Origin of the sequence: Pseudomonas sp. B21-023, assembly GCF_024749165.1 — a bacterium.
Classification (GTDB): Bacteria; Pseudomonadota; Gammaproteobacteria; order Pseudomonadales; family Pseudomonadaceae; genus Aquipseudomonas.
Window position 1 is genome coordinate 1,427,416 of the sequence record NZ_CP087190.1, and the last position, 17,928, is coordinate 1,445,343.

15 protein-coding genes are annotated in these 17,928 nt (G+C 62.4%); 7 read left to right on the forward strand and 8 right to left on the reverse strand.

Features of this window, described 5'->3' with window-relative positions:
• Nucleotides 1-138 precede the first annotated feature (138 nt).
• The gene (locus LOY42_RS06475; RefSeq protein ID WP_258600054.1) at nt 139-1,620 is read right to left on the reverse strand and encodes a PLP-dependent aminotransferase family protein; all 1,482 of its coding nucleotides are present in this window, start codon (nt 1,618-1,620) and stop codon (nt 139-141) included.
• Between the two features lie 225 nt (nt 1,621-1,845).
• Here LOY42_RS06475 and LOY42_RS06480 point away from each other — a divergent pair, with 225 nt between their 5' ends.
• The gene (locus LOY42_RS06480) at nt 1,846-2,316 is read left to right on the forward strand and encodes a GNAT family N-acetyltransferase (protein WP_258600057.1); all 471 of its coding nucleotides are present in this window, start codon (nt 1,846-1,848) and stop codon (nt 2,314-2,316) included.
• A 249-nt stretch (nt 2,317-2,565) separates the two neighbouring features.
• Here LOY42_RS06480 and LOY42_RS06485 read toward each other — a convergent pair whose 3' ends face one another.
• The 3 genes from LOY42_RS06485 to LOY42_RS06495 all read right to left on the reverse strand — a co-directional run bounded on the left by LOY42_RS06485 (nt 2,566) and on the right by LOY42_RS06495 (nt 4,425).
• Nucleotides 2,566-3,300, reverse strand: coding sequence for a zeta toxin family protein (locus LOY42_RS06485; RefSeq protein WP_198755687.1), 735 nt, complete (start codon nt 3,298-3,300; stop codon nt 2,566-2,568).
• Complete coding sequence (locus tag LOY42_RS06490) at nt 3,287-3,550, reverse strand: hypothetical protein (RefSeq protein WP_110701203.1); 264 nt, start codon at nt 3,548-3,550, stop codon at nt 3,287-3,289. Before LOY42_RS06490 ends, LOY42_RS06485 begins: the two co-directional genes overlap by 14 nt.
• A gap of 335 nt (nt 3,551-3,885) precedes the next feature.
• Nucleotides 3,886-4,425 carry a Bro-N domain-containing protein gene (locus LOY42_RS06495; protein WP_258600059.1) on the reverse strand — a complete coding sequence of 180 codons (540 nt, stop codon included), beginning with the start codon at nt 4,423-4,425 and terminating at the stop codon, nt 3,886-3,888.
• A gap of 447 nt (nt 4,426-4,872) precedes the next feature.
• Here LOY42_RS06495 and LOY42_RS06500 point away from each other — a divergent pair, with 447 nt between their 5' ends.
• Nucleotides 4,873-5,844: a DUF4062 domain-containing protein gene (locus tag LOY42_RS06500; RefSeq protein WP_258600061.1), complete on the forward strand. Its 972-nt coding sequence runs from the start codon at nt 4,873-4,875 to the stop codon at nt 5,842-5,844.
• A 34-nt stretch (nt 5,845-5,878) separates the two neighbouring features.
• Here LOY42_RS06500 and LOY42_RS06505 read toward each other — a convergent pair whose 3' ends face one another.
• Nucleotides 5,879-7,129 carry a ribonucleotide-diphosphate reductase subunit beta gene (locus tag LOY42_RS06505; protein ID WP_084941718.1) on the reverse strand — a complete coding sequence of 417 codons (1,251 nt, stop codon included), beginning with the start codon at nt 7,127-7,129 and terminating at the stop codon, nt 5,879-5,881.
• A gap of 242 nt (nt 7,130-7,371) precedes the next feature.
• Entirely contained in the window at nt 7,372-10,251 is a 2,880-nt protein-coding gene (locus tag LOY42_RS06510; RefSeq protein ID WP_139673606.1) for a ribonucleoside-diphosphate reductase subunit alpha, read from the reverse strand.
• An 847-nt stretch (nt 10,252-11,098) separates the two neighbouring features.
• On the opposite strand from LOY42_RS06510, the gene LOY42_RS06515 reads away from it, so the two are divergent.
• Together LOY42_RS06515 and LOY42_RS06520 are read left to right on the forward strand one after the other, a co-directional pair.
• Nucleotides 11,099-11,794 carry a response regulator transcription factor gene (locus tag LOY42_RS06515; protein ID WP_102683604.1) on the forward strand — a complete coding sequence of 232 codons (696 nt, stop codon included), beginning with the start codon at nt 11,099-11,101 and terminating at the stop codon, nt 11,792-11,794.
• The gene (locus tag LOY42_RS06520) at nt 11,791-13,395 is read left to right on the forward strand and encodes an ATP-binding protein (protein ID WP_102683605.1); all 1,605 of its coding nucleotides are present in this window, start codon (nt 11,791-11,793) and stop codon (nt 13,393-13,395) included. Before LOY42_RS06515 ends, LOY42_RS06520 begins: the two co-directional genes overlap by 4 nt.
• Here the strand turns inward: LOY42_RS06520 and LOY42_RS06525 are convergent.
• The gene (locus LOY42_RS06525; RefSeq protein WP_258600062.1) at nt 13,392-14,093 is read right to left on the reverse strand and encodes a 4'-phosphopantetheinyl transferase; all 702 of its coding nucleotides are present in this window, start codon (nt 14,091-14,093) and stop codon (nt 13,392-13,394) included. The two genes, LOY42_RS06520 and LOY42_RS06525, sit on opposite strands and share 4 nt — an antisense overlap.
• Before the next feature lie 159 nt (nt 14,094-14,252).
• Entirely contained in the window at nt 14,253-15,044 is a 792-nt protein-coding gene (locus tag LOY42_RS06530; RefSeq protein ID WP_258600063.1) for a dienelactone hydrolase family protein, read from the reverse strand.
• Nucleotides 15,045-15,167: 123 nt separating this feature from the next.
• Between LOY42_RS06530 and LOY42_RS06535 the strand changes: the two genes are divergently transcribed.
• From LOY42_RS06535 to LOY42_RS06545, 3 genes are all read left to right on the forward strand, one after another.
• Entirely contained in the window at nt 15,168-15,773 is a 606-nt protein-coding gene (locus LOY42_RS06535) for an outer membrane beta-barrel protein (RefSeq protein WP_102683608.1), read from the forward strand.
• Between the two features lie 110 nt (nt 15,774-15,883).
• Nucleotides 15,884-16,561, forward strand: a complete 678-nt coding sequence (locus tag LOY42_RS06540) for a response regulator (RefSeq protein WP_023632177.1) — start codon at nt 15,884-15,886, stop codon at nt 16,559-16,561.
• Nucleotides 16,558-17,898 carry an ATP-binding protein gene (locus LOY42_RS06545; protein ID WP_139673597.1) on the forward strand — a complete coding sequence of 447 codons (1,341 nt, stop codon included), beginning with the start codon at nt 16,558-16,560 and terminating at the stop codon, nt 17,896-17,898. Before LOY42_RS06540 ends, LOY42_RS06545 begins: the two co-directional genes overlap by 4 nt.
• Nucleotides 17,899-17,928: the final 30 nt, after the last annotated feature.

Genomic DNA, 17,928 nt, shown 5'->3' on the forward strand with positions numbered 1-17,928 from the left:
TCTCACGCCAATGCCTGGATTTCTGGGCACTGACTGCGATATTGGCCGTTAATGCCTGTAATTCGAGGCATTGGGTGGATCGGGCATTCTGGTTACATTCCGCACGGGTTTTGACCGTACTGCTTATACGCAGCGTGGTTATCTGGCCAAACCTGCCAGCACCTTCTCCAGTTTCACCATCGCCTCCCTCATCTCTGCGGGCGTCAGTGCCGCAAACCCCATCAGCAAGCCGGCATCGTTCCTCGGCTGCGCATACAAGCTGCCCAGCCCCAGCAGATCGATCCCCGCCCCGCGTGCCGCCCTGACCACAGCGTCTTCCGCCAAGTCCTGAACGAAATGGCAGGGCATCTGCAGCCCACCCACCGGCACTTGCGGGCGCAGGAACGCCCCCAGGTGCCGCTGCACCAGGTCCGCCAGTACGTCGCGTCGCTCGGCATAGAGGCTGCGCATGGCCCGCACATGGGCGTTGAAGTGGCCGTCTTCCATGAACCGGGCCAGGGTCAGCTGGGCGACGGACGCGTTGTGGCCATCCTGCAGCGTTCGCGCGGCGGTCATCGGCGTGACGAGCTGGGGCGGCAGCAGCAGGTAGCCGATGCGCAGCCCGGCGCCCAGCGACTTGGTGAAGGTGCCGATGTACAGCGTGCGCGCGTGCGAATCCAGGCCCTGCACGCAGGCGGTGGGGCGGCCGGCGTAGTGGAATTCGCTGTCGTAGTCGTCCTCGATGATCCACGCCTGCTGCTGGCGCGCCCAGTCGATGGCCCGCAGGCGCCGGTCCAGCGACAGGGTGGCGCCGGTCGGGTATTGGTGCGAAGGCGTGAGGAACAGCGCCCGGGCATCCGGCGCTAGCTGGGCCATGCCATCCACCTGCAAGCCGTGCGCGTCCACCGGCACCGGCACGCCTTGCAGCCCGGCGGCGCTGATGGCCTTGCGGGTGCCCTGGTACAGCGGGTCCTCGACCAGTACCCGGTCGCCTGTGTCCATAAGTACCTGGGCGCACAGGCCCAGGGCCTGCTGCGAGCTGGTGAGGATCAGGATGCGGTCGGCGGATGCCTGCGCGCCGCGTTCGAGGTTGAGGTAGTCGGCGATTGCGCTGCGCAAGGCGAGCATGCCCTGTGGCTCGCTGTGTTCCAGGGCACGGGTGCCGTATTCCTTGTACACCTGCCGCTCCAGCTTCTCCCAGACGGCCAGGGGGAAATGCCGGGTTTCCGCCACGCCCGGGGCGAAGGGGCGGGGTGATTGGAAGTTGTGAACGCCACCGCTGTGCAATAGCGCTTCACCTCGGCGGCTCAACTGCACCGGGGCCTCGCTGTGTGCCGGTCGCTGGCGCTTGCGCGACGGCAGGCAGCGGGCCCGTTGCGACACGAAGCTGCCGCTGCCCACGCGCCGCTCGATAAAGCCCTCGGCGTGCAACTGGCTGTAGGCCGACTCCACGGTATCCCTTGAAACCCCCAGCGAACTGGCCAGCGACCGCGATGCCGGCAGCGGCTTGCCGACCGGCAGGGCACCCTCAAGGATCAATTGGCGGATGGCCCGCTGGATGCGCACGTGCCGCGCCAGTGCGCCATGGGCGGGATCCGTTAGCCAGGCTTTTACCGATTCCAGCTGGGCGTGTTTGAACATTGACCTGGGTCCTTGGCGGGTAGATTTGACAGATGCCAGCCAATCCTGGGGCCGGATCACGCCCCTAAAAATGGTCTGGTAACTACCGAATAATTGGCAGGTAAAAACCAGCCATTTATCCGCTATAAAACCCAGGTCCGCAAGCAATCACCAAGGAAGGCAAGCGCTGCGGACAGGCCGGCCCCCTCACTCATTCAGCTGTGTTGTCCAAAAGGGGTTTGAACAATGACCACCATCCAACTGCCCGTTTTCGTACGCCAAGTGAAGCAAGCCGACCTGCAGCCATGGTCCGAATACTGGGCGCAATACCAGGCTTTCTATCAAGTCGACCTGGGCCCAGCCATCACCGAGCGCACCTGGGCGCGCTTCTTCGACCCGGCCGAGCCCATGCACTGCGCCGTGGCCACGGACGGCGAGCAAATCTTCGGCTTCGTTCACTACGTGTTCCACCGCTCGACCTGGGGGCGCAATGATTTCTGCTACCTGGAAGACCTGTTCGTGTCGCCGAGTGCGCGGGGGAGGATGATCGGCAAGCGGCTGATCGAGTTCGTCCAGGACCAGGCCCGGCAGCAGCGGTGCGACCGGTTGTACTGGCATACCCAGGAGACCAACAAGACGGCGCAGCGGTTGTATGACTGGATTGCCGAGAAGCCGGGAGTGATTGAGTACCGGATGCCGTTGGAGGTTGCTCACTAAGTCCAATCTGAGCTGATTAGGGCGTGAGAGCAGGCTTGCCCCGCGAAGATGGCACCGGCTGCGGGGTGTAAGCCCCTGTAGCGCCGCTCCCACGCCCCAGTCATCAGAAATCTTCCTTCGAAATCTGCCCTGCGTCTTAAGGTACTGTCAGACTATTCAGGAAGAAGAACCCCTCCCTTGCAGAGGAATTCTTAAACCAATCTCGCACGACAGTCGGGATGGGTTGAAGGGGCAATTACTACGCTGGCTTCATGCTTCCAGTACTTTGCTCACATATGCATCCAGGAACCAATCCGGCATTTCATCCTGATGGAATTCGAGTGCCGTGCCATCGGTTATCTCAGCCAAAAAAATCGATTCGTCACCGGTGTTATCGAAAATGTAGGCTCGGTTGGTGGCCGCAATGGCTTCTGGCAGCAGTGCCAAGGTACGAGCGTAGCGCTGGACGATTTTGTCCTTAGGTACGTCGTGTCCGCCGTCTTCGACCCTGTTAGCCACCCTCAGGATATTGATCTGGGGTGAGTTGGTTGCGACGAAGTACAGGTAGGTTCGATAACCCAGTTGTCGGGCCTCATTCATGAACCTCACCTTTTCGGCCGACGACATGACGGTCTCGAAGGTGAAACTGGCTCTACGCTCGAGTAGTTCATGCCGGATGAAGTCCGCAATGACCGAGGCGTAGTAGGAGTTCATGGTGATAGCGCGAAGGTCTATGCACTGCCCACTAAGCTCTACTGTCGCTACGGTGTGCTGTAGCTGCGCCTTGATCAGCAAGGGGTGATTAGCCAGGAAGGTAGTCAGCTTCTGGAGGGGCGGGCTGATATCGAATTCGGCCAGATTGATGCAGCCGGTTGCACGCGCAGCTTTTTCCAAGTCATCTGCATTGATGTAGGTATTTATCAGGCCTGCCGGGATCTGATCCTTGATGGTGCTTTTGCCGGAGCCGTTGGGCCCGGCAAAAACCCGCAGTTTAGGCGCGCCCATCGATCTTGCGAACAGTAAGGACCTGGCCTTTCTGGACCTTGCGACGTGGCCTGGATTCGACCAACACCTCAACCTGCCCGTCAGCGTGGGTTGCTACGATTCGATCCTGTTCGACGGTGACCACGGTGTGCCCTGCTGCGACAGCGCGGAAGTAGGCAAGGCGCGTCGCAGCAGCTGCCATTTCTGGAATCTGGCTTTCCAAATTTTCGAGGGCTGCGTCGCTGAGCTGCTTTTTCTGAACGGTTGCCATGGGTTCTCCTGGGCCAGTCAGGTGCGAATACGCGATGCGTGCCATTGTAGCGCTGCCAAGCGTTACCAAACAGGGGCGCGAGGTGTCTTCTTGGCAAAAACTATGAGCGCATCGCTCTGCATCGGATCGTTGCGGTTGCGCATGCCTTCGATGTCGCAAGACTCATGATCCGCTCTAAACTCATCAATGGTCTTGCCCTCGACCACGTGACTGGCCTGTTCCAGTCCGGCACATCGATGCCCTTTGTGGCGAGGGCAAGCCCTTTCTTCTGCCATTACCGCTGTGTGTGGGAGCGGGTTTACCCGCGAAGGGCCGCAGAGCGGCCCCAGGGATCTTCAATCCCCCACCCCATGCAACCGCAACGCCCGCTGCGCACATTCCTTCCAGCTCAGCTTGCGCCGCTCGGGCACAACCACGGGCCTTTCTGCCGCCATCACCACCGGCATATCCCGCATCCTTACCCAAGGCTCACTCTGCCAATACAACAGACTCGCCGTATGCCCACCCGGCCAGCACATCCTGCCCAGGCGCGGCAGGTCTTCCAGCGCCGAGTCCTGCCCATCGCGCAACACCGCCACTACCTCATGGGTCAGCCAGTGCCGCAGGTGGCGGTTTTCCGGGATGTGATGATGGGCGAGCAGGGTGTAGGCCCCGGACTCGCTGACCATGGTGGTTTCGCCGTACTGGCCATAGCGCAGCAGCTGCACGGTGCGATGCTGGTCCGGGTCGAGCTTGCGAATGCAGTGTTCGTCGAAGAAGCGCCCGGTCATCCGGCCGATTTCTTGGGCGCAGAACCAGGCTTGGGATTCGAGCCAGAGGGTGTGGAGCGGGCGGTTGTGGCGGGTGAAGAGGGTGGAGTCGTGGAGGTCAGTCATGGCTGGCCTCCTTGGTCCTGAGGGAGTGGAACAGGCGGGACGCATGTGCGAAAGGCCTGCGAATGCTAGTCTCGATAGGCATTTCCTTTACCTCTGTCTGTGAACAGCTTTCTTAGGGCTGGGTGTCGGGAGCTAAGAAACCTTACACAGAAGGCCGGACGTATTCCCCTCGCAGGTCTTGTATTAGCCCACTCCCGACGTAACAGAGTGTTTCATGCGCGCAGTAGTAAACCACAGGCACAAAAATGCCGCATCTGTCGGGAGCGGGTGGACCGCTGTGTAAGGCGTTTCTTAGGCGCCCAGCTATTCAATATTGCTTGTATGTGCCAGTCAATCCTGAATTGCGTAAGAGATTTCCCAAAATTGAATGAAATTACAAACTAGGATAGCTGGACAGGATGGTGGCCAAAAGCTATTGTCAATTTTTGTCATGGATACAGAGGATGTATGCGCAAAAAATTACAGGTGTTTATCTCTAGTACTTATACCGACTTAATTGAAGAGCGACAGGCTGCAGTTAGTGCGGTTTTAAAAGCAGGTCATATACCGGCGGGTATGGAATTGTTTACTGCTGGTGATAAATCTCAGATGGATACTATTACTGCTTGGATTGACGAGTCAGATGTTTATATGCTTATTCTGGGTGGGCGATATGGCTCGGTAGAGGAGTCGACAAATTTAAGTTACACCGAGCTTGAATTTGATTATGCTGTTTCTCAAAATAAACCGATGTTTTCCGTCGTCATAAAAGAAACCGCACTTGACGCGAAAGTTATGGCGTGCGGTCCAGATTTTATGGAGCGTAAAAATCCTAAGGAGTTAGAATTATTTCGCGCAAAAGTTTTGTCTAAGGTTTCTTCTTTTTATGAAGATCCTAAGGATATCAAATTATCGGTATACGAGAGCATGTCAGATTTCTCCAATAAGCGTGAGCTTAAGGGGTGGATCTCTGGTGGGGAAGTTATCGATACACAGCCTTTGCTTAGTGAAATTACAAATATCTCCTCTGAAAACGAATCGCTGAGAGAACGTATCAAAGAGCTGGAGATGCAGCTAAGCAAGGAGCGTAGTATCGAAAAAGGAGGGTCGAGAAAATTTGATGATTTAAGGTCGGTTTTAAGTAAAATAAAAATTACAGTGCCGGCCAAAGTTTATCAGCAGAGCGAAGATGTAGAGACGGATTTGTTGAATATTTTTTACTATAATAAAGAGGCGTTGGTGCGTGGTGTTGTGAATTCTGCATCTGGCATTACAGATTATAGAAGATTCTTGTACTTTAATATTTGTCCTAAGTTGCAAATTCATGGTTTGGTAGACAATGAAAAGGTAGCGGGTGTTAAGTATAGAAGGTCGTATGTGACATCTCAGGGTATGGCATTCCTAGCTTATCTTGAGAAAGAGGAGTTGAGTGCCGTTTGATGTAAAAGGGCTGCCATTGGCAGCCCTTTTTTTATCAATCCCAGCTCAACGCTCCACCAGTCTGATACTCGATAACCCGAGTCTCAAAGAAGTTCTTCTCCTTCTTCAAGTCCATGATCTCGCTCATCCAAGGGAACGGGTTAGTCGTCCCCGGATACTCTTCCTTCAACCCAATCTGGGTCAGTCGACGGTTGGCAATGAACTTGAGGTAATCCTCCATCATCGCCGCGTTCATGCCCAGCACGCCGCGTGGCATGGTGTCACGGGCGTATTCGATCTCCAGCTGGGTACCCTGCAGGATCATCTGGGTAGCCTCTTCCTTCATCGCGGCATCCCACAGGTGCGGGTTTTCGATCTTGATCTGGTTGATCACGTCGATGCCGAAGTTCAGGTGCATGGATTCGTCACGCAGGATGTACTGGAACTGCTCGGCGACGCCGGTCATCTTGTTGCGGCGGCCCATGGACAGGATCTGGGTGAAGCCGCAGTAGAAGAAGATGCCTTCCAATACGCAGTAGTAGGCGATCAGGTTGCGCAGCAGCTCTTTGTCGGTTTCGACGGTGCCGGTGTTGAACTCCGGGTCCGAGATGGCGCGGGTGTACTTCAGGCCCCAGGCCGCCTTCTTAGCGACCGACGGGATCTCGTGGTACATGTTGAAGATCTCGCCTTCATCCATGCCCAGCGACTCGATGCAGTACTGGTAGGCGTGGGTGTGGATCGCCTCTTCGAAGGCCTGGCGCAGGATGTACTGGCGGCACTCGGGGTTGGTGATCAGGCGGTACACGGCCAGGGCCAGGTTGTTGGCAACCAGCGAGTCGGCGGTGGAGAAGAAGCCGAGGTTGCGCATCACGATGCGGCGCTCGTCTTCGGTCAGGCCGTCCATGCTCTTCCACAGGGCGATGTCGGCGGTCATGTTGACCTCTTGCGGCATCCAGTGGTTGGCGCAGCCGTCGAGGTACTTCTGCCAGGCCCAGTCGTACTTGAACGGGACCAGCTGGTTGAGGTCGGCGCGGCAGTTGATCATGCGCTTTTCGTCAACGGCGACGCGGGCCGAGGAACCTTCCAGCTCGGCCAGGCCTTCGGCGATGTCCAGGGCGTCCAGGGCTGCCTTGGCGCGCTTGACGGCGTCGGAGTCCGAGGCGGTGGCGGCGCGGGCTTCCAGGGCGGCGGCACCGCCGGCGCTGTCGAGCTTGTCGAGGGTGGTGGTGGCAGCGGCCTGTGCGGCGGTGTTGCCCTTGGCGGCGACTTCGCCGTCTTCTTTGTCGAATTCGTCCCAGCTCAGCATGGTGAGATCTCCTGCTTGAGGGCCATCAATGAGTATGGCCGGTGGATCTTGGTTGCGGTGCGGTGCACGCAAATCTGGAATGCCCGGGGGAGGGCTGACCGGGGCGTTGGGCCCCGGCTTGTTATGTCTGGCTGTGGGGAGGTGCTGGCAGTGCCGGCCTCATCGCTGGCAAGCCAGCTCCCACAGGGTTCTGCGCCGTGGCGCAGAAAAGAGGCTACCCGGGGGTAGCCTCTGCGCAGCCCTTATTGGCAGGCTTCGCAATCCGGCTCGTCGATGGCGCAGGCCTTCGGTACCGGGGCTGGGCCCGCGGCCTGGACCGGGGCGCTGTCGCCGCCGCTCGACACGGCGTTGAGCTTGCCGGTGTTGATGGTCGACTTCTCGGTGCTGGTCGCGGCCAGGGCACGGAGGTAGTAGGTGGTCTTCAGACCACGGTACCAGGCCATGCGGTAGGTCACGTCGAGCTTCTTGCCCGAAGCGCCGGCGATGTACAGGTTCAGCGACTGGGCCTGGTCGATCCACTTCTGGCGACGGGAGGCTGCATCGACGATCCACTTGGTCTCGACTTCGAACGCGGTGGCGTACAGGTCTTTCAGCTCTTGCGGGATACGCTCGATCTGCTGCACGGAACCATCGTAGTACTTCAGGTCGTTGATCATCACCGAGTCCCACAGGCCGCGGGCCTTCAGGTCGCGGACCAGGTACGGGTTGATCACGGTGAACTCGCCCGACAGGTTCGATTTCACGTACAGGTTCTGGTAGGTCGGCTCGATGGACTGCGACACGCCGGTGATGTTGGCGATGGTCGCGGTCGGCGCGATGGCCATGATGTTCGAGTTACGAATACCTTTTTGTACACGCTCGCGCACCGGTGCCCAGTCCAGGCTCTCGGTCAGGTCGACGTCGATGTACTTCTGGCCACGGGCCTCGATCAGGATCTGCTGGCTGTCCAGCGGCAGGATGCCCTTGGACCACAGCGAACCCTGGAAGGTCTCGTAGGCGCCGCGCTCGTCGGCCAGGTCGCAGGAAGCCTGGATCGCGTAGTAGCTGACCGCTTCCATCGACTTGTCGGCGAACTCGACGGCAGCATCGGAGCCGTACGGGATGTGCTGCAGGTACAGCGCGTCCTGGAAGCCCATGATGCCCAGGCCGACAGGGCGGTGCTTGAAGTTCGAGTTACGCGCTTGCGGCACCGAGTAGTAGTTGATGTCGATCACGTTGTCGAGCATGCGCACGGCGGTGTTCACGGTGCGTTGCAGCTTGGCGGTATCCAGCTTGCCATCGACGATGTGGTTCGGCAGGTTGATCGAGCCCAGGTTGCAGACCGCGATCTCATCCTTGTTGGTGTTCAGGGTGATCTCGGTGCACAGGTTCGAGCTGTGGACCACGCCCACGTGCTGCTGCGGGCTGCGCAGGTTGCACGGGTCCTTGAAGGTCAGCCACGGGTGGCCGGTCTCGAACAGCATCGACAGCATCTTGCGCCACAGGTCTTTGGCCTGGATGGTCTTGAACACCTTGATCTTGTTGTACTCGGTCAGGGCTTCGTAGTACTCGTAGCGCTCTTCGAAGGCCTTGCCGGTCAGGTCGTGCAGATCAGGCACTTCCGATGGCGAGAACAGGGTCCACTTGCCGTCATCGAAGACGCGCTTCATGAACAGGTCAGGGATCCAGTTGGCGGTGTTCATGTCGTGGGTACGACGACGGTCATCACCGGTGTTCTTGCGCAGCTCGATGAATTCTTCGATGTCGAGGTGCCAGGTTTCCAGGTAGGCACACACGGCGCCCTTGCGCTTGCCACCCTGGTTCACGGCGACGGCGGTGTCGTTGACCACTTTCAGGAACGGCACGACGCCTTGCGACTTGCCGTTGGTGCCCTTGATGTACGAGCCCAGTGCACGCACCGGAGTCCAGTCGTTGCCCAGGCCACCGGCGAATTTCGACAGCATGGCGTTGTCGTGGATCGCGTGGTAGATGCCCGACAGGTCGTCCGGCACGGTGGTCAGGTAGCAGCTCGACAGCTGCGGGCGCAGGGTGCCGGCATTGAACAGGGTCGGGGTCGAGGCCATGTAGTCGAAGGACGACAACAGGTTGTAGAACTCGATCGCACGGGCTTCTTTGTCTTTCTCTTCCAGCGCCAGGCCCATGGCCACGCGCATGAAGAACACCTGCGGCAGCTCGAAGCGCACGCCATCCTTGTGGATGAAGTAGCGGTCGTACAGGGTCTGCAGGCCCAGGTAGGTGAACTGCTGGTCGCGCTCGTGGTTGATCGCCTTGCCCATGCGCTCCAGGTCGTAGCCTTTCAGGGCTGGGTCGAGCAGTTCGAACTCGACGCCTTTCTCGACGTAGGCCGGCAGGGCCTTGGCGTACAGGTCGGCCATCTCGTGGTGGGTGGCGCTGTCGGCGACGTTCAGGAAGCCCAGGCCTTCGGCGCGCAGGGTGTCCATCAGCAGGCGGGCGGTGACGAACGAGTAGTTCGGCTCACGCTCGACCAGGGTACGGGCGGTCATCACCAGGGCGGTGTTGACGTCTTTCAGGGCGACGCCGTCGTACAGGTTCTTCAGGGTTTCGCGCTGGATCAGCTCGCCATCGACTTCGGCCAGGCCTTCGCAGGCTTCGCTGATGATGGTGTTCAGGCGCGCCATGTCCAGCGGCGCCAGGCTGCCGTCGGCCAGGGTGATGCGGATGCTTGGGTGCGGCTCGACCACGGCGTCGGCGTTGCTGCGGGTGGCGCGCTCTTTTGCACGCTGGTCGCGGTAGATCACGTAGTCGCGGGCGACTTTCTGCTCGCCGGCGCGCATCAGGGCCAGTTCGACCTGGTCCTGGATTTCTTCGATGTGGATGGTGCCACCCGATGGCATGCGACGCTTGAACGTGGCGGTGACCTGCTCGGTCAGGCGCGCGACGGTGTCGTGGATGCGCGACGAGGCGGCGGCGGTGCCGCCTTCAACTGCGAGGAACGCCTTGGTGATGGCAACGGTGATCTTGTCGTCGGTGTAGGGGACGACAGTGCCGTTACGCTTGATCACGCGCAGTTGGCCAGGGGCGGTGGCGGCCAGATCCTGGTTCGAATCGGCGGCCTGAGGCGCCTTGGCCTGCGGGTTCTCGCGAGTTGTGTCGGTTTGCATGGGTGGGTGTCTCCACAGTTTCTAGTTTGTTCAGGCGCCGTTGTCGGGCGCCACCGTTCCGTCCACTTGCTCGATGGCCCGGGCGGGGATGCGCGTGAAGCACACGCATCCGCCCGCTCGGGCTTACCGACTTCGGGACAGACTCAGGAATTAGGGGCAGTAACCTGCCGCTCCCTGGCCGAAGTCAAAGGTTCTGGGCGTACCCAAAATCTGTTGCTGATGAGTGCGGGCCTTGCCTGCAACACTCATACCCGAACAAGGCCGTCTGCGGCTTGCCTCGGTCGCCCTCCGCAGGAGCGGTTTGGCTGTTGAAATCACCTTAAGTTCAGCCAGAAAATTCGCTTGAATTTGCCTGTTGACTTGTGTTTGTGATTTTGCGCAAAACCCAATATCTAGTGGTTCGTTGCGATAGGGATACAAGATAATGCGGTCCAGGGGGCTTTGCAAGGTCGGCGCCTGTGGATAACTTGTGGGTACTTTGTGAGTCATCCGTGGGTATTCGCTGTAGGCCTTGCCCCAAGAGGTTTGCACTATTTTTTCTGGCTGCTACGCCCCGACGCATAATTTTGCGGGCGCGCACCCTATCACAAAAAACGGTTCAGTCGAGGGCTGTTTGCGGTAGTTGGCAGGGGTGGGGGCGGGACGTAGTATCCGGGGCTGATGTTGCGCTTTGGTGAAAGGGAATACCCGTAGGATCAGGCATTTACATTGCCTGCACCGGCCTCATCGCCGGCAAGCCGGCTCCCACAGCTACGGCGCGGCTTTTGTGGGAGCCGGCTTGCCGGCGATGAGGCCGCTGCGGACAACGCAAAACAACAATAAAAGACCAGCACACAAGGGGGAGGCCATGGACCAGCCAATCAACCGCATCCTGATCGTCGAGGACGACCAGCGCCTGGCCGAACTGACTGCCGAATACCTCCAGGCCAACGGCTTCGAAGTGGCGGTGGAGGGCGACGGTGGCCGCGCCGCGCGGCGTATCATCGACAGCCAGCCGGACCTGGTGATCCTCGACCTGATGCTGCCCGGCGAAGACGGCCTGAGCATCTGCCGCCGCGTGCGCGGCCAGTACGCCGGCCCCATCCTCATGCTCACCGCCCGCAGCGACGAGCTCGACCAGGTCCAGGGCCTGGACCTGGGCGCCGACGACTACGTATGCAAACCGGTGCGCCCGCGCGTGCTGCTGGCGCGTATCAACGCCCTGCTGCGCCGCAGCGACGCCCCGGAGCGCCGCCAGGACCTGACCTTCGGCCCCCTGCATATAGACAGCCGCCAGCGCGAGGCGCGCCTGCATGGCCAGTTGGTCGAGCTGACCGGCGCCGAATTCGACCTGCTCTGGCTGCTGGCAAGCAACGCCGGGCGCGTGCTGTCCCGCGAGGAGATCTTCACCTCGCTGCGCGGCGTCGGCTACGACGGCCAGGACCGCTCCATCGATGTGCGCATCTCCAAGATCCGCCCCAAGATCGGCGACGACCCGATCACCCCGCGGCTGATCAAGACCCTGCGCAGCAAGGGCTACCTGTTCGTCGGCGAGGCGCCATGAACTCGATCTTCCTGCGTATCTACGGCGGTATGCTCGCGGTGCTGGTGCTGGTGGCCGTGCTCGGTGTGCTGAGCCTGCACCTGCTCAACGAGATCCGCGCCGGCCAGCACCGCGAGCGCCTGGCCCAGGGCACCTTCAGCCTGATGGCCGACAACCTGGCGCAGCAGAACGCGGTGGAGCGCACCCGTTCGCTGGTGATCTGGGAGCGCCTGCTTGGCGTGCCGCTGGACCTGCAGCCGCTGTCGGCGTTCACCCTCGACGGTGGGCAGCGGGCGCGCCTGTACCGCGACCTGGTGGTGGTGGAGAAAACCGGCCCGCATGCTGCCCGGGTGCTGCGCCGGGTCGGCCACGAGGATCTGCTGCTGGTGGCCGAGGTCAAGCAGATCAGCGAGCAGCTGGCCCGCGCCACCCTTTACCTGTTGGCCGACGAGCTGGTGCGCTACCCGGTGACCGAGCAGCAGGCGCGCCTGGCGCAGCTGCGCCAGAGCAAGGGCTTCGGTTTCGACATCGCCCTGCAGCGCATCGAGCGCGCCGCCCTGGACGACGACCAGCGTCGCCGGGTGGAGGAGGGCGACACGGTGATGGCCCTGGGCAGGGATGGCGATTCGATCCGCGTGTTCTCGGGGCTGTCCGGCTCGCCCTGGGTGCTGGAGATCGGCCCTCTGTATCAGCTCAACCCCTATCCGCCGCAGTTGCTGATCCTGATCGCCTTTCTCGGCTTGTGCCTGATCGGCCTGGTGGTCTACCTGCTGGTGCGCCAGCTGGAGCGGCGTGTGTCGGGCCTGGAGGTGGCGGCCACGCGCATCGCCCAGGGCAGCCTCGATACCCGGGTGCCGGCCGGCGATGCCGACTCGGTGGGGCGCCTGGCCGAGGCCTTCAATGGCATGGCCGAGCATCTGCAACGTTCATTGACCATGCAGCGCGAGCTGGTGCGGGCGGTGTCCCACGAGTTGCGCACGCCGGTGGCGCGGCTGCGCTTCGGCCTGGAGATGATCGAGAGCGCCAGCACCGACGCTGCCCGGGCCAAGCACCTGGCGGGGATGGACGGCGATATCCAGGACCTGGACAAGCTGGTCGACGAAATGCTGACCTACGCCCGCCTGGAGCAGGGCGCGCCGGCCCTGCATTTCCAGGTGGTGGACCTGGACGAGCTGCTGGCGCGAGTGATCGAGGAACTGGCGCCTCTGCGCGCCGAGGTGCGGGTAGTGCGCGGCGAATGCCACGGGCTCGACGGCGGCGACGCCCGGGTCGAGGCCGAGCCGCGCTACCTGCACCGGGCCCTGCAGAACCTGGTGCGCAATGCCATGCGCCATGCGGAATCCGAAGTGCGCGTGAGCTATCACCTGGGACAGCAGCGTTGCCGCATCGATGTGGAGGACGACGGCCCCGGGATTCCCGAGGGCGTGTGGCACCGCATCTTCACCCCCTTCACCCGCCTCGACGACAGCCGCACCCGGGCCTCGGGCGGGCATGGCCTGGGGCTGTCGATCGTGCGGCGGATCATCTACTGGCATGGCGGCCGCGCCCTGGTCGGGCACAGCGAGCAGCTGGGCGGGGCGTGTTTCAGCCTGAGCTGGCCGCGGGAGCAGCCACGCGATTAAACGCTGATCAGGCTGAGCAGGTGGCCGTCCTGCAGGCAGAACTGGCCATCGAGTTCGACACCGTGGCGCCACTCGGCCGACAGGTCGGTGAGCAAGCGCAGGCGGGCGTGGCCGTCGCTGGACCATTCCAGCAGTTCGGCATGCTCGAAATAGAAGCGCTTTTTCGTCAGCGGGTAGAGCGTCTTGAACAGGCTTTCCTTGAGCGAGAAGGTCAGGGTCACGGCCAGGGCCTGTTGGCTGCGGTCCAGGCGTTCCAGCTCCGCGGGGGTGAGGATCTCCCCGGCCAGGCGTTCGGCGCGGTCTTCGCCGAGCAGGGTTTCCTGGTCCAGCCCCAGGCCGCGGCATTGGCCGTCGGTAGCCACCACGGCGGCGGCCCAGCCCTGGCCGTGGGTAATCGAGCCGTGGATGCCGGCGGGCCAGACTGGCGAGCGGTCTTCGTGGGCAGCGGGCGCGTAGTCGCGGCCATCCAGGTGTTGCAGGGCAGCACGGGCGCAGACTCGGCCGGCCAGGTACTCGGCCTGGCGCTTGGCCACCGAGCGTTGCAGGCTGGCGGTCTGTTCGATGCCGGCGCGTTGGTAGTCATCGGGCGCGAGCTTGGCCGGGTCGAAGGCACAACTGACCAGCACCGCGCCGGGGACCGGGCGCGGCAGGGGCCAATGGTGCTGGAGCGGGGCGCAGCAGGTGGGGAGTCTGTTCATGGCGGGTATTGTGCCAGCCTGGTGGCTGGTGGTGGAGCACAGATTTTGGGGCTGCTGCGCAGCCCTTTCGCCGGCGAGCCGGCTCCTACAGGGGGCGTCGCCATCTTTTGTGGGAGCCGGCTTGCCGGCGAAAGGGCCGCAAAGCGGCCCCGGCGATCATCAGTCGAGCGCATCCTTCAGGAACGCCTGCATATCCTTCCACGAGCTCTCGTCAGCCGCCTTGGCATAGCCGATATCCGGCCCGCCATGCCCGCCATGGCTCAACCGGTCGGCATCCGGGTTGGTGAAGCCATGCTTGGCCCCCGGGATCCCGACGAACTTGTAGTCCGCCTTGGCCGCATCCATCTCCGCCTTGAACGCCGCCACCTGCTCCGGGGTGACCATGCTGTCGGCCTCGCCATGCTCTACCAGGATCCTGGCCCGGACCACCCCCGGCTTGGCCGGCGTCTGGGTCACCAGCGCGCCATGGAAGCTCACCACGCCGTCGAGCTTCTCACCGCGGCGCGCCGCGTCCAGCACCACCTTGCCGCCAAAGCAGTAGCCGATGGCCGCCAGCTGGTGCTTGTTGGTGTTGGGCTGGATCTTCAGCAGCTCCAGCCCGGCATCGAAGCGCCGGGCGGCGGCCGCTGGGTCCTTCATTGCCGCGGCCATGAACGCCTGCGCATCGGCGGGGTGCTCGGTGTTCTTGCCATCGCCGTACATGTCGATGGCCAGGGCGTTGTAGCCCAGCGCCGCGAGGTCGCGGGCGCGGCGCTTGGCGTAGTCGTTCAGCCCCCACCATTCATGCACCACCACCACGCCCGGGCGTTTGCCCTCGACGGCGTCGTCGTAGGCGTAATAGCCGATCAGACGATTGCCGTCAGTATCCTGGTAGGGGATCTCGCGGGTCTGCACCGCCGCCTGGGCGAGGGTGGCGCCGCACAACAGGGCCAGTGCAAGCAGGGTACGCATGGTCGAGCTCCTTGTTCGGTTCGTTCAGCCCAGGTTCAGGCCGGGTTCAGCAGGGGTTCAGGGCGCCCTCCCTACTCTAGTCCCCAGACAGAAACAACGCATCCAACCCGGAGTACCTGAACCATGAAAACGCTCAATACCCTGATCGCCGCCATGGCGGTTTGCGCCGCCGGCCTCACCACCGCCGCCCAGGCCGATGACAACTTCGCCAGCCTGACCTACGGCCAGACCAGCGACAAAGTGCGCAAGTCCGGCCTGCTGCAACGCAACACCGACAACCTGAACGCCGACGGCATCATCGGCAAGGACAGCACCTGGGGCGTGCGCCTGGGCAAGATCAACGACCAGGGCCGCTACTACATGACCTACGACAACGTCTCGGGTGACCACAGCGGCGTCAAGCTACGCCAGGAAAACCTGCTCGGTAGCTACGACCTGTTCCTGCCGGTGGGCGATACCACCAAGCTGTTCGGCGGCGGCACCCTGGGCATGACCAAGCTGACCCAGGACTCGCCGGGCGCCAGCCGCGACACCGACTACGGCTATGCCGTGGGCCTGCAGGCCGGCGTGATCCAGGAAATCACCGACAAGGCCTCGGTGGAGATGGGCTACCGTTACCTGCGCAGCAACGCCGCCACCGAGATCGGCGCCCACGGCGGGCCGAAGGACGGCACCCTGCGCCTGACCAGCAGCGCGCAGACCTACCTGGCGGCGAGCTACAAGTTCTGAGGTCGCTGTTATCCTGTACCGGCCTCATCGCGAGGAGTGCATGACCCGTGGGAGCGGGCTTGCCCCGCGATGAGGCCGGTACAGGCATTCGCTATTCAAAGGAGAACTGCATGAAATTGCTGGTGGTCGAGGACGAGGCGCTGCTGCGTCATCACCTGTTCACCCGCCTCGGCGAAGGCGGCCATGTGGTGCAGGCAGTGGCCAACGCCGAGGAAGCCTTGTACCAGGCCGAGCAGTACAACCACGACCTGGCAGTGATCGACCTGGGCCTGCCGGGCATGAGCGGACTGGACCTGATCCGCCAGCTGCGCAACCTTGGCCAGACCTTCCCGATCCTGATCCTCACCGCCCGCGGCAACTGGCAGGACAAGGTCGAAGGCCTGGCCGCCGGCGCCGACGACTATGTGGTCAAGCCGTTCCAGTTCGAAGAGCTGGAGGCGCGCCTCAACGCCTTGCTGCGCCGCTCCAGCGGCTTCACCCAGTCGACCATCGCCGCCGGCCCGCTGGTGCTCGACCTCAACCGCAAGCAGGCGACCCTGGACGAGCAACCGCTGGCGCTGACCGCCTACGAATACCGCATCCTCGAGTACCTCATGCGCCATCACCAGCAGGTGGTGGCCAAGGACCGGTTGATGGAACAGCTGTACCCGGACGACGAGGAGCGCGACCCGAATGTCATCGAGGTGCTGGTCGGCCGCCTGCGTCGCAAGCTCGAGGGCGACAACGGCTTCAAGCCGATCGATACCGTGCGTGGCCTGGGCTACCTGTTCACCGAGCGCTGCCGATGATCCGTTCGCTGCGGGTGCGCCTGATGCTGGCGGCGGCGTTGCTGGCGCTGCTGTTCATGCTGGCGTTGCTGCCGGCGCTGCAGAAGGCCTTCAGCCTGGCGTTGCAGGAGTCCATCGAGCAGCGCCTGGCCTCGGACGTGACCACGCTGATTTCCGCCGCGCGCATCGAGCATGGCCAGTTGCAGATGCCGGCGCTGCTGCCGGACGAGCGTTTCAACCTGCCGTATACAGGCTTGCTCGGCTACATCTTCGACCGCCAGGGCAAGCTGGTGTGGCAGTCGCGGGCCACGCGCAACCGCAACATCAACTACCACCCGCGCTATGACGGGCGTGGCAACGAATTCGCCCGTATTCACCAGGACGACGGCGAGGAGTTCTTCGTCTATGACGTCGAGGTCAGGCTGCTTGGCGGCAAGAGCGCGGCGTTCAGCATCGTCGCCCTGCAACCGGTCCGCGAATACCAGGACACCCTCAATGGCCTGCGCGAGAAACTCTACTTCGGCTTCGGCGCGGCGCTGCTGGCGCTGATGGTGCTGCTCTGGGCCGGCCTGACCTGGGGCCTGCGCTCGCTGCGTCGGCTCAGCTCCGAGCTGGACGACGTGGAGAGCGGCGCCAGGGATGGACTGAGTCGCGAGCACCCACGCGAACTGCTGCGCCTGACCGGCTCGCTCAACCGCCTGCTGCGCAGCGAGCGCGAGCAGCGCCAGCGCTACCGCGACTCGCTCGACGACCTGGCCCACAGCCTGAAGACCCCGCTGGCAGTGCTGCAGGGCGTGGGCGAGAGCATGGAGCAGGGCGACCGCGAGCAGGCGCGGGTGCTGCAGAGCCAGATCGAGCGCATGAGCCAACAGATCGACTACCAATTGCAGCGCGCCAGCCTGCGCAAGAGTGGCCTGGTAAAGCACCAGGTCGAGCTCAAGCCGTTGCTCGACAGCCTGTGCAGCACCTTGGCCAAGGTCTATCGCGACAAACGCGTCGAGGTCGGTTTCGATCTCCCGGCCGATGCCCGGGTGCCGATGGAACAGGGGGCCTTGCTTGAACTGCTCGGCAACCTGCTGGAGAACGCCTACCGGTTGTGCCTGGGGCAGGTGCGGGTCAGCCTGCGCGAAGCGCCGGGGCAACTGGAACTGTGGATCGAGGACGACGGCCCGGGCGTGCCGCCCGACCAGCGTGAGCGTATTCTCGAACGCGGCGAGCGCCTGGACCGCCAGCACCCCGGGCAGGGGATCGGCCTGGCGGTGGTCAAGGACATCATCGACAGCTATGACGCCGAGTTGAGCCTGGGCGATTCGCCGTTGGGCGGGGCTGCGTTCCGTATCGCTTTCCGACTCGATTGATTCTGCCTTTCCAGTGCAGGGGGCGGTGCG

Bases quoted from the DNA above. Each gene is read 5' to 3' on its own strand.
- LOY42_RS06475 (WP_258600054.1), bottom strand. From the start codon at position 1,620: ATGTTCAAACACGCCCAGCTGGAATCGGTAAAAGCCTGGCTAACGGAT.
- LOY42_RS06480 (WP_258600057.1), top strand. From the start codon at position 1,846: ATGACCACCATCCAACTGCCCGTTTTCGTACGCCAAGTGAAGCAAGCC.
- LOY42_RS06485 (WP_198755687.1), bottom strand. From the start codon at position 3,300: ATGGGCGCGCCTAAACTGCGGGTTTTTGCCGGGCCCAACGGCTCCGGC.
- LOY42_RS06490 (WP_110701203.1), bottom strand. From the start codon at position 3,550: ATGGCAACCGTTCAGAAAAAGCAGCTCAGCGACGCAGCCCTCGAAAAT.
- LOY42_RS06495 (WP_258600059.1), bottom strand. From the start codon at position 4,425: ATGACTGACCTCCACGACTCCACCCTCTTCACCCGCCACAACCGCCCG.
- LOY42_RS06500 (WP_258600061.1), top strand. From the start codon at position 4,873: ATGCGCAAAAAATTACAGGTGTTTATCTCTAGTACTTATACCGACTTA.
- LOY42_RS06505 (WP_084941718.1), bottom strand. From the start codon at position 7,129: ATGCTGAGCTGGGACGAATTCGACAAAGAAGACGGCGAAGTCGCCGCC.
- LOY42_RS06510 (WP_139673606.1), bottom strand. From the start codon at position 10,251: ATGCAAACCGACACAACTCGCGAGAACCCGCAGGCCAAGGCGCCTCAG.
- LOY42_RS06515 (WP_102683604.1), top strand. From the start codon at position 11,099: ATGGACCAGCCAATCAACCGCATCCTGATCGTCGAGGACGACCAGCGC.
- LOY42_RS06520 (WP_102683605.1), top strand. From the start codon at position 11,791: ATGAACTCGATCTTCCTGCGTATCTACGGCGGTATGCTCGCGGTGCTG.
- LOY42_RS06525 (WP_258600062.1), bottom strand. From the start codon at position 14,093: ATGAACAGACTCCCCACCTGCTGCGCCCCGCTCCAGCACCATTGGCCC.
- LOY42_RS06530 (WP_258600063.1), bottom strand. From the start codon at position 15,044: ATGCGTACCCTGCTTGCACTGGCCCTGTTGTGCGGCGCCACCCTCGCC.
- LOY42_RS06535 (WP_102683608.1), top strand. From the start codon at position 15,168: ATGAAAACGCTCAATACCCTGATCGCCGCCATGGCGGTTTGCGCCGCC.
- LOY42_RS06540 (WP_023632177.1), top strand. From the start codon at position 15,884: ATGAAATTGCTGGTGGTCGAGGACGAGGCGCTGCTGCGTCATCACCTG.
- LOY42_RS06545 (WP_139673597.1), top strand. From the start codon at position 16,558: ATGATCCGTTCGCTGCGGGTGCGCCTGATGCTGGCGGCGGCGTTGCTG.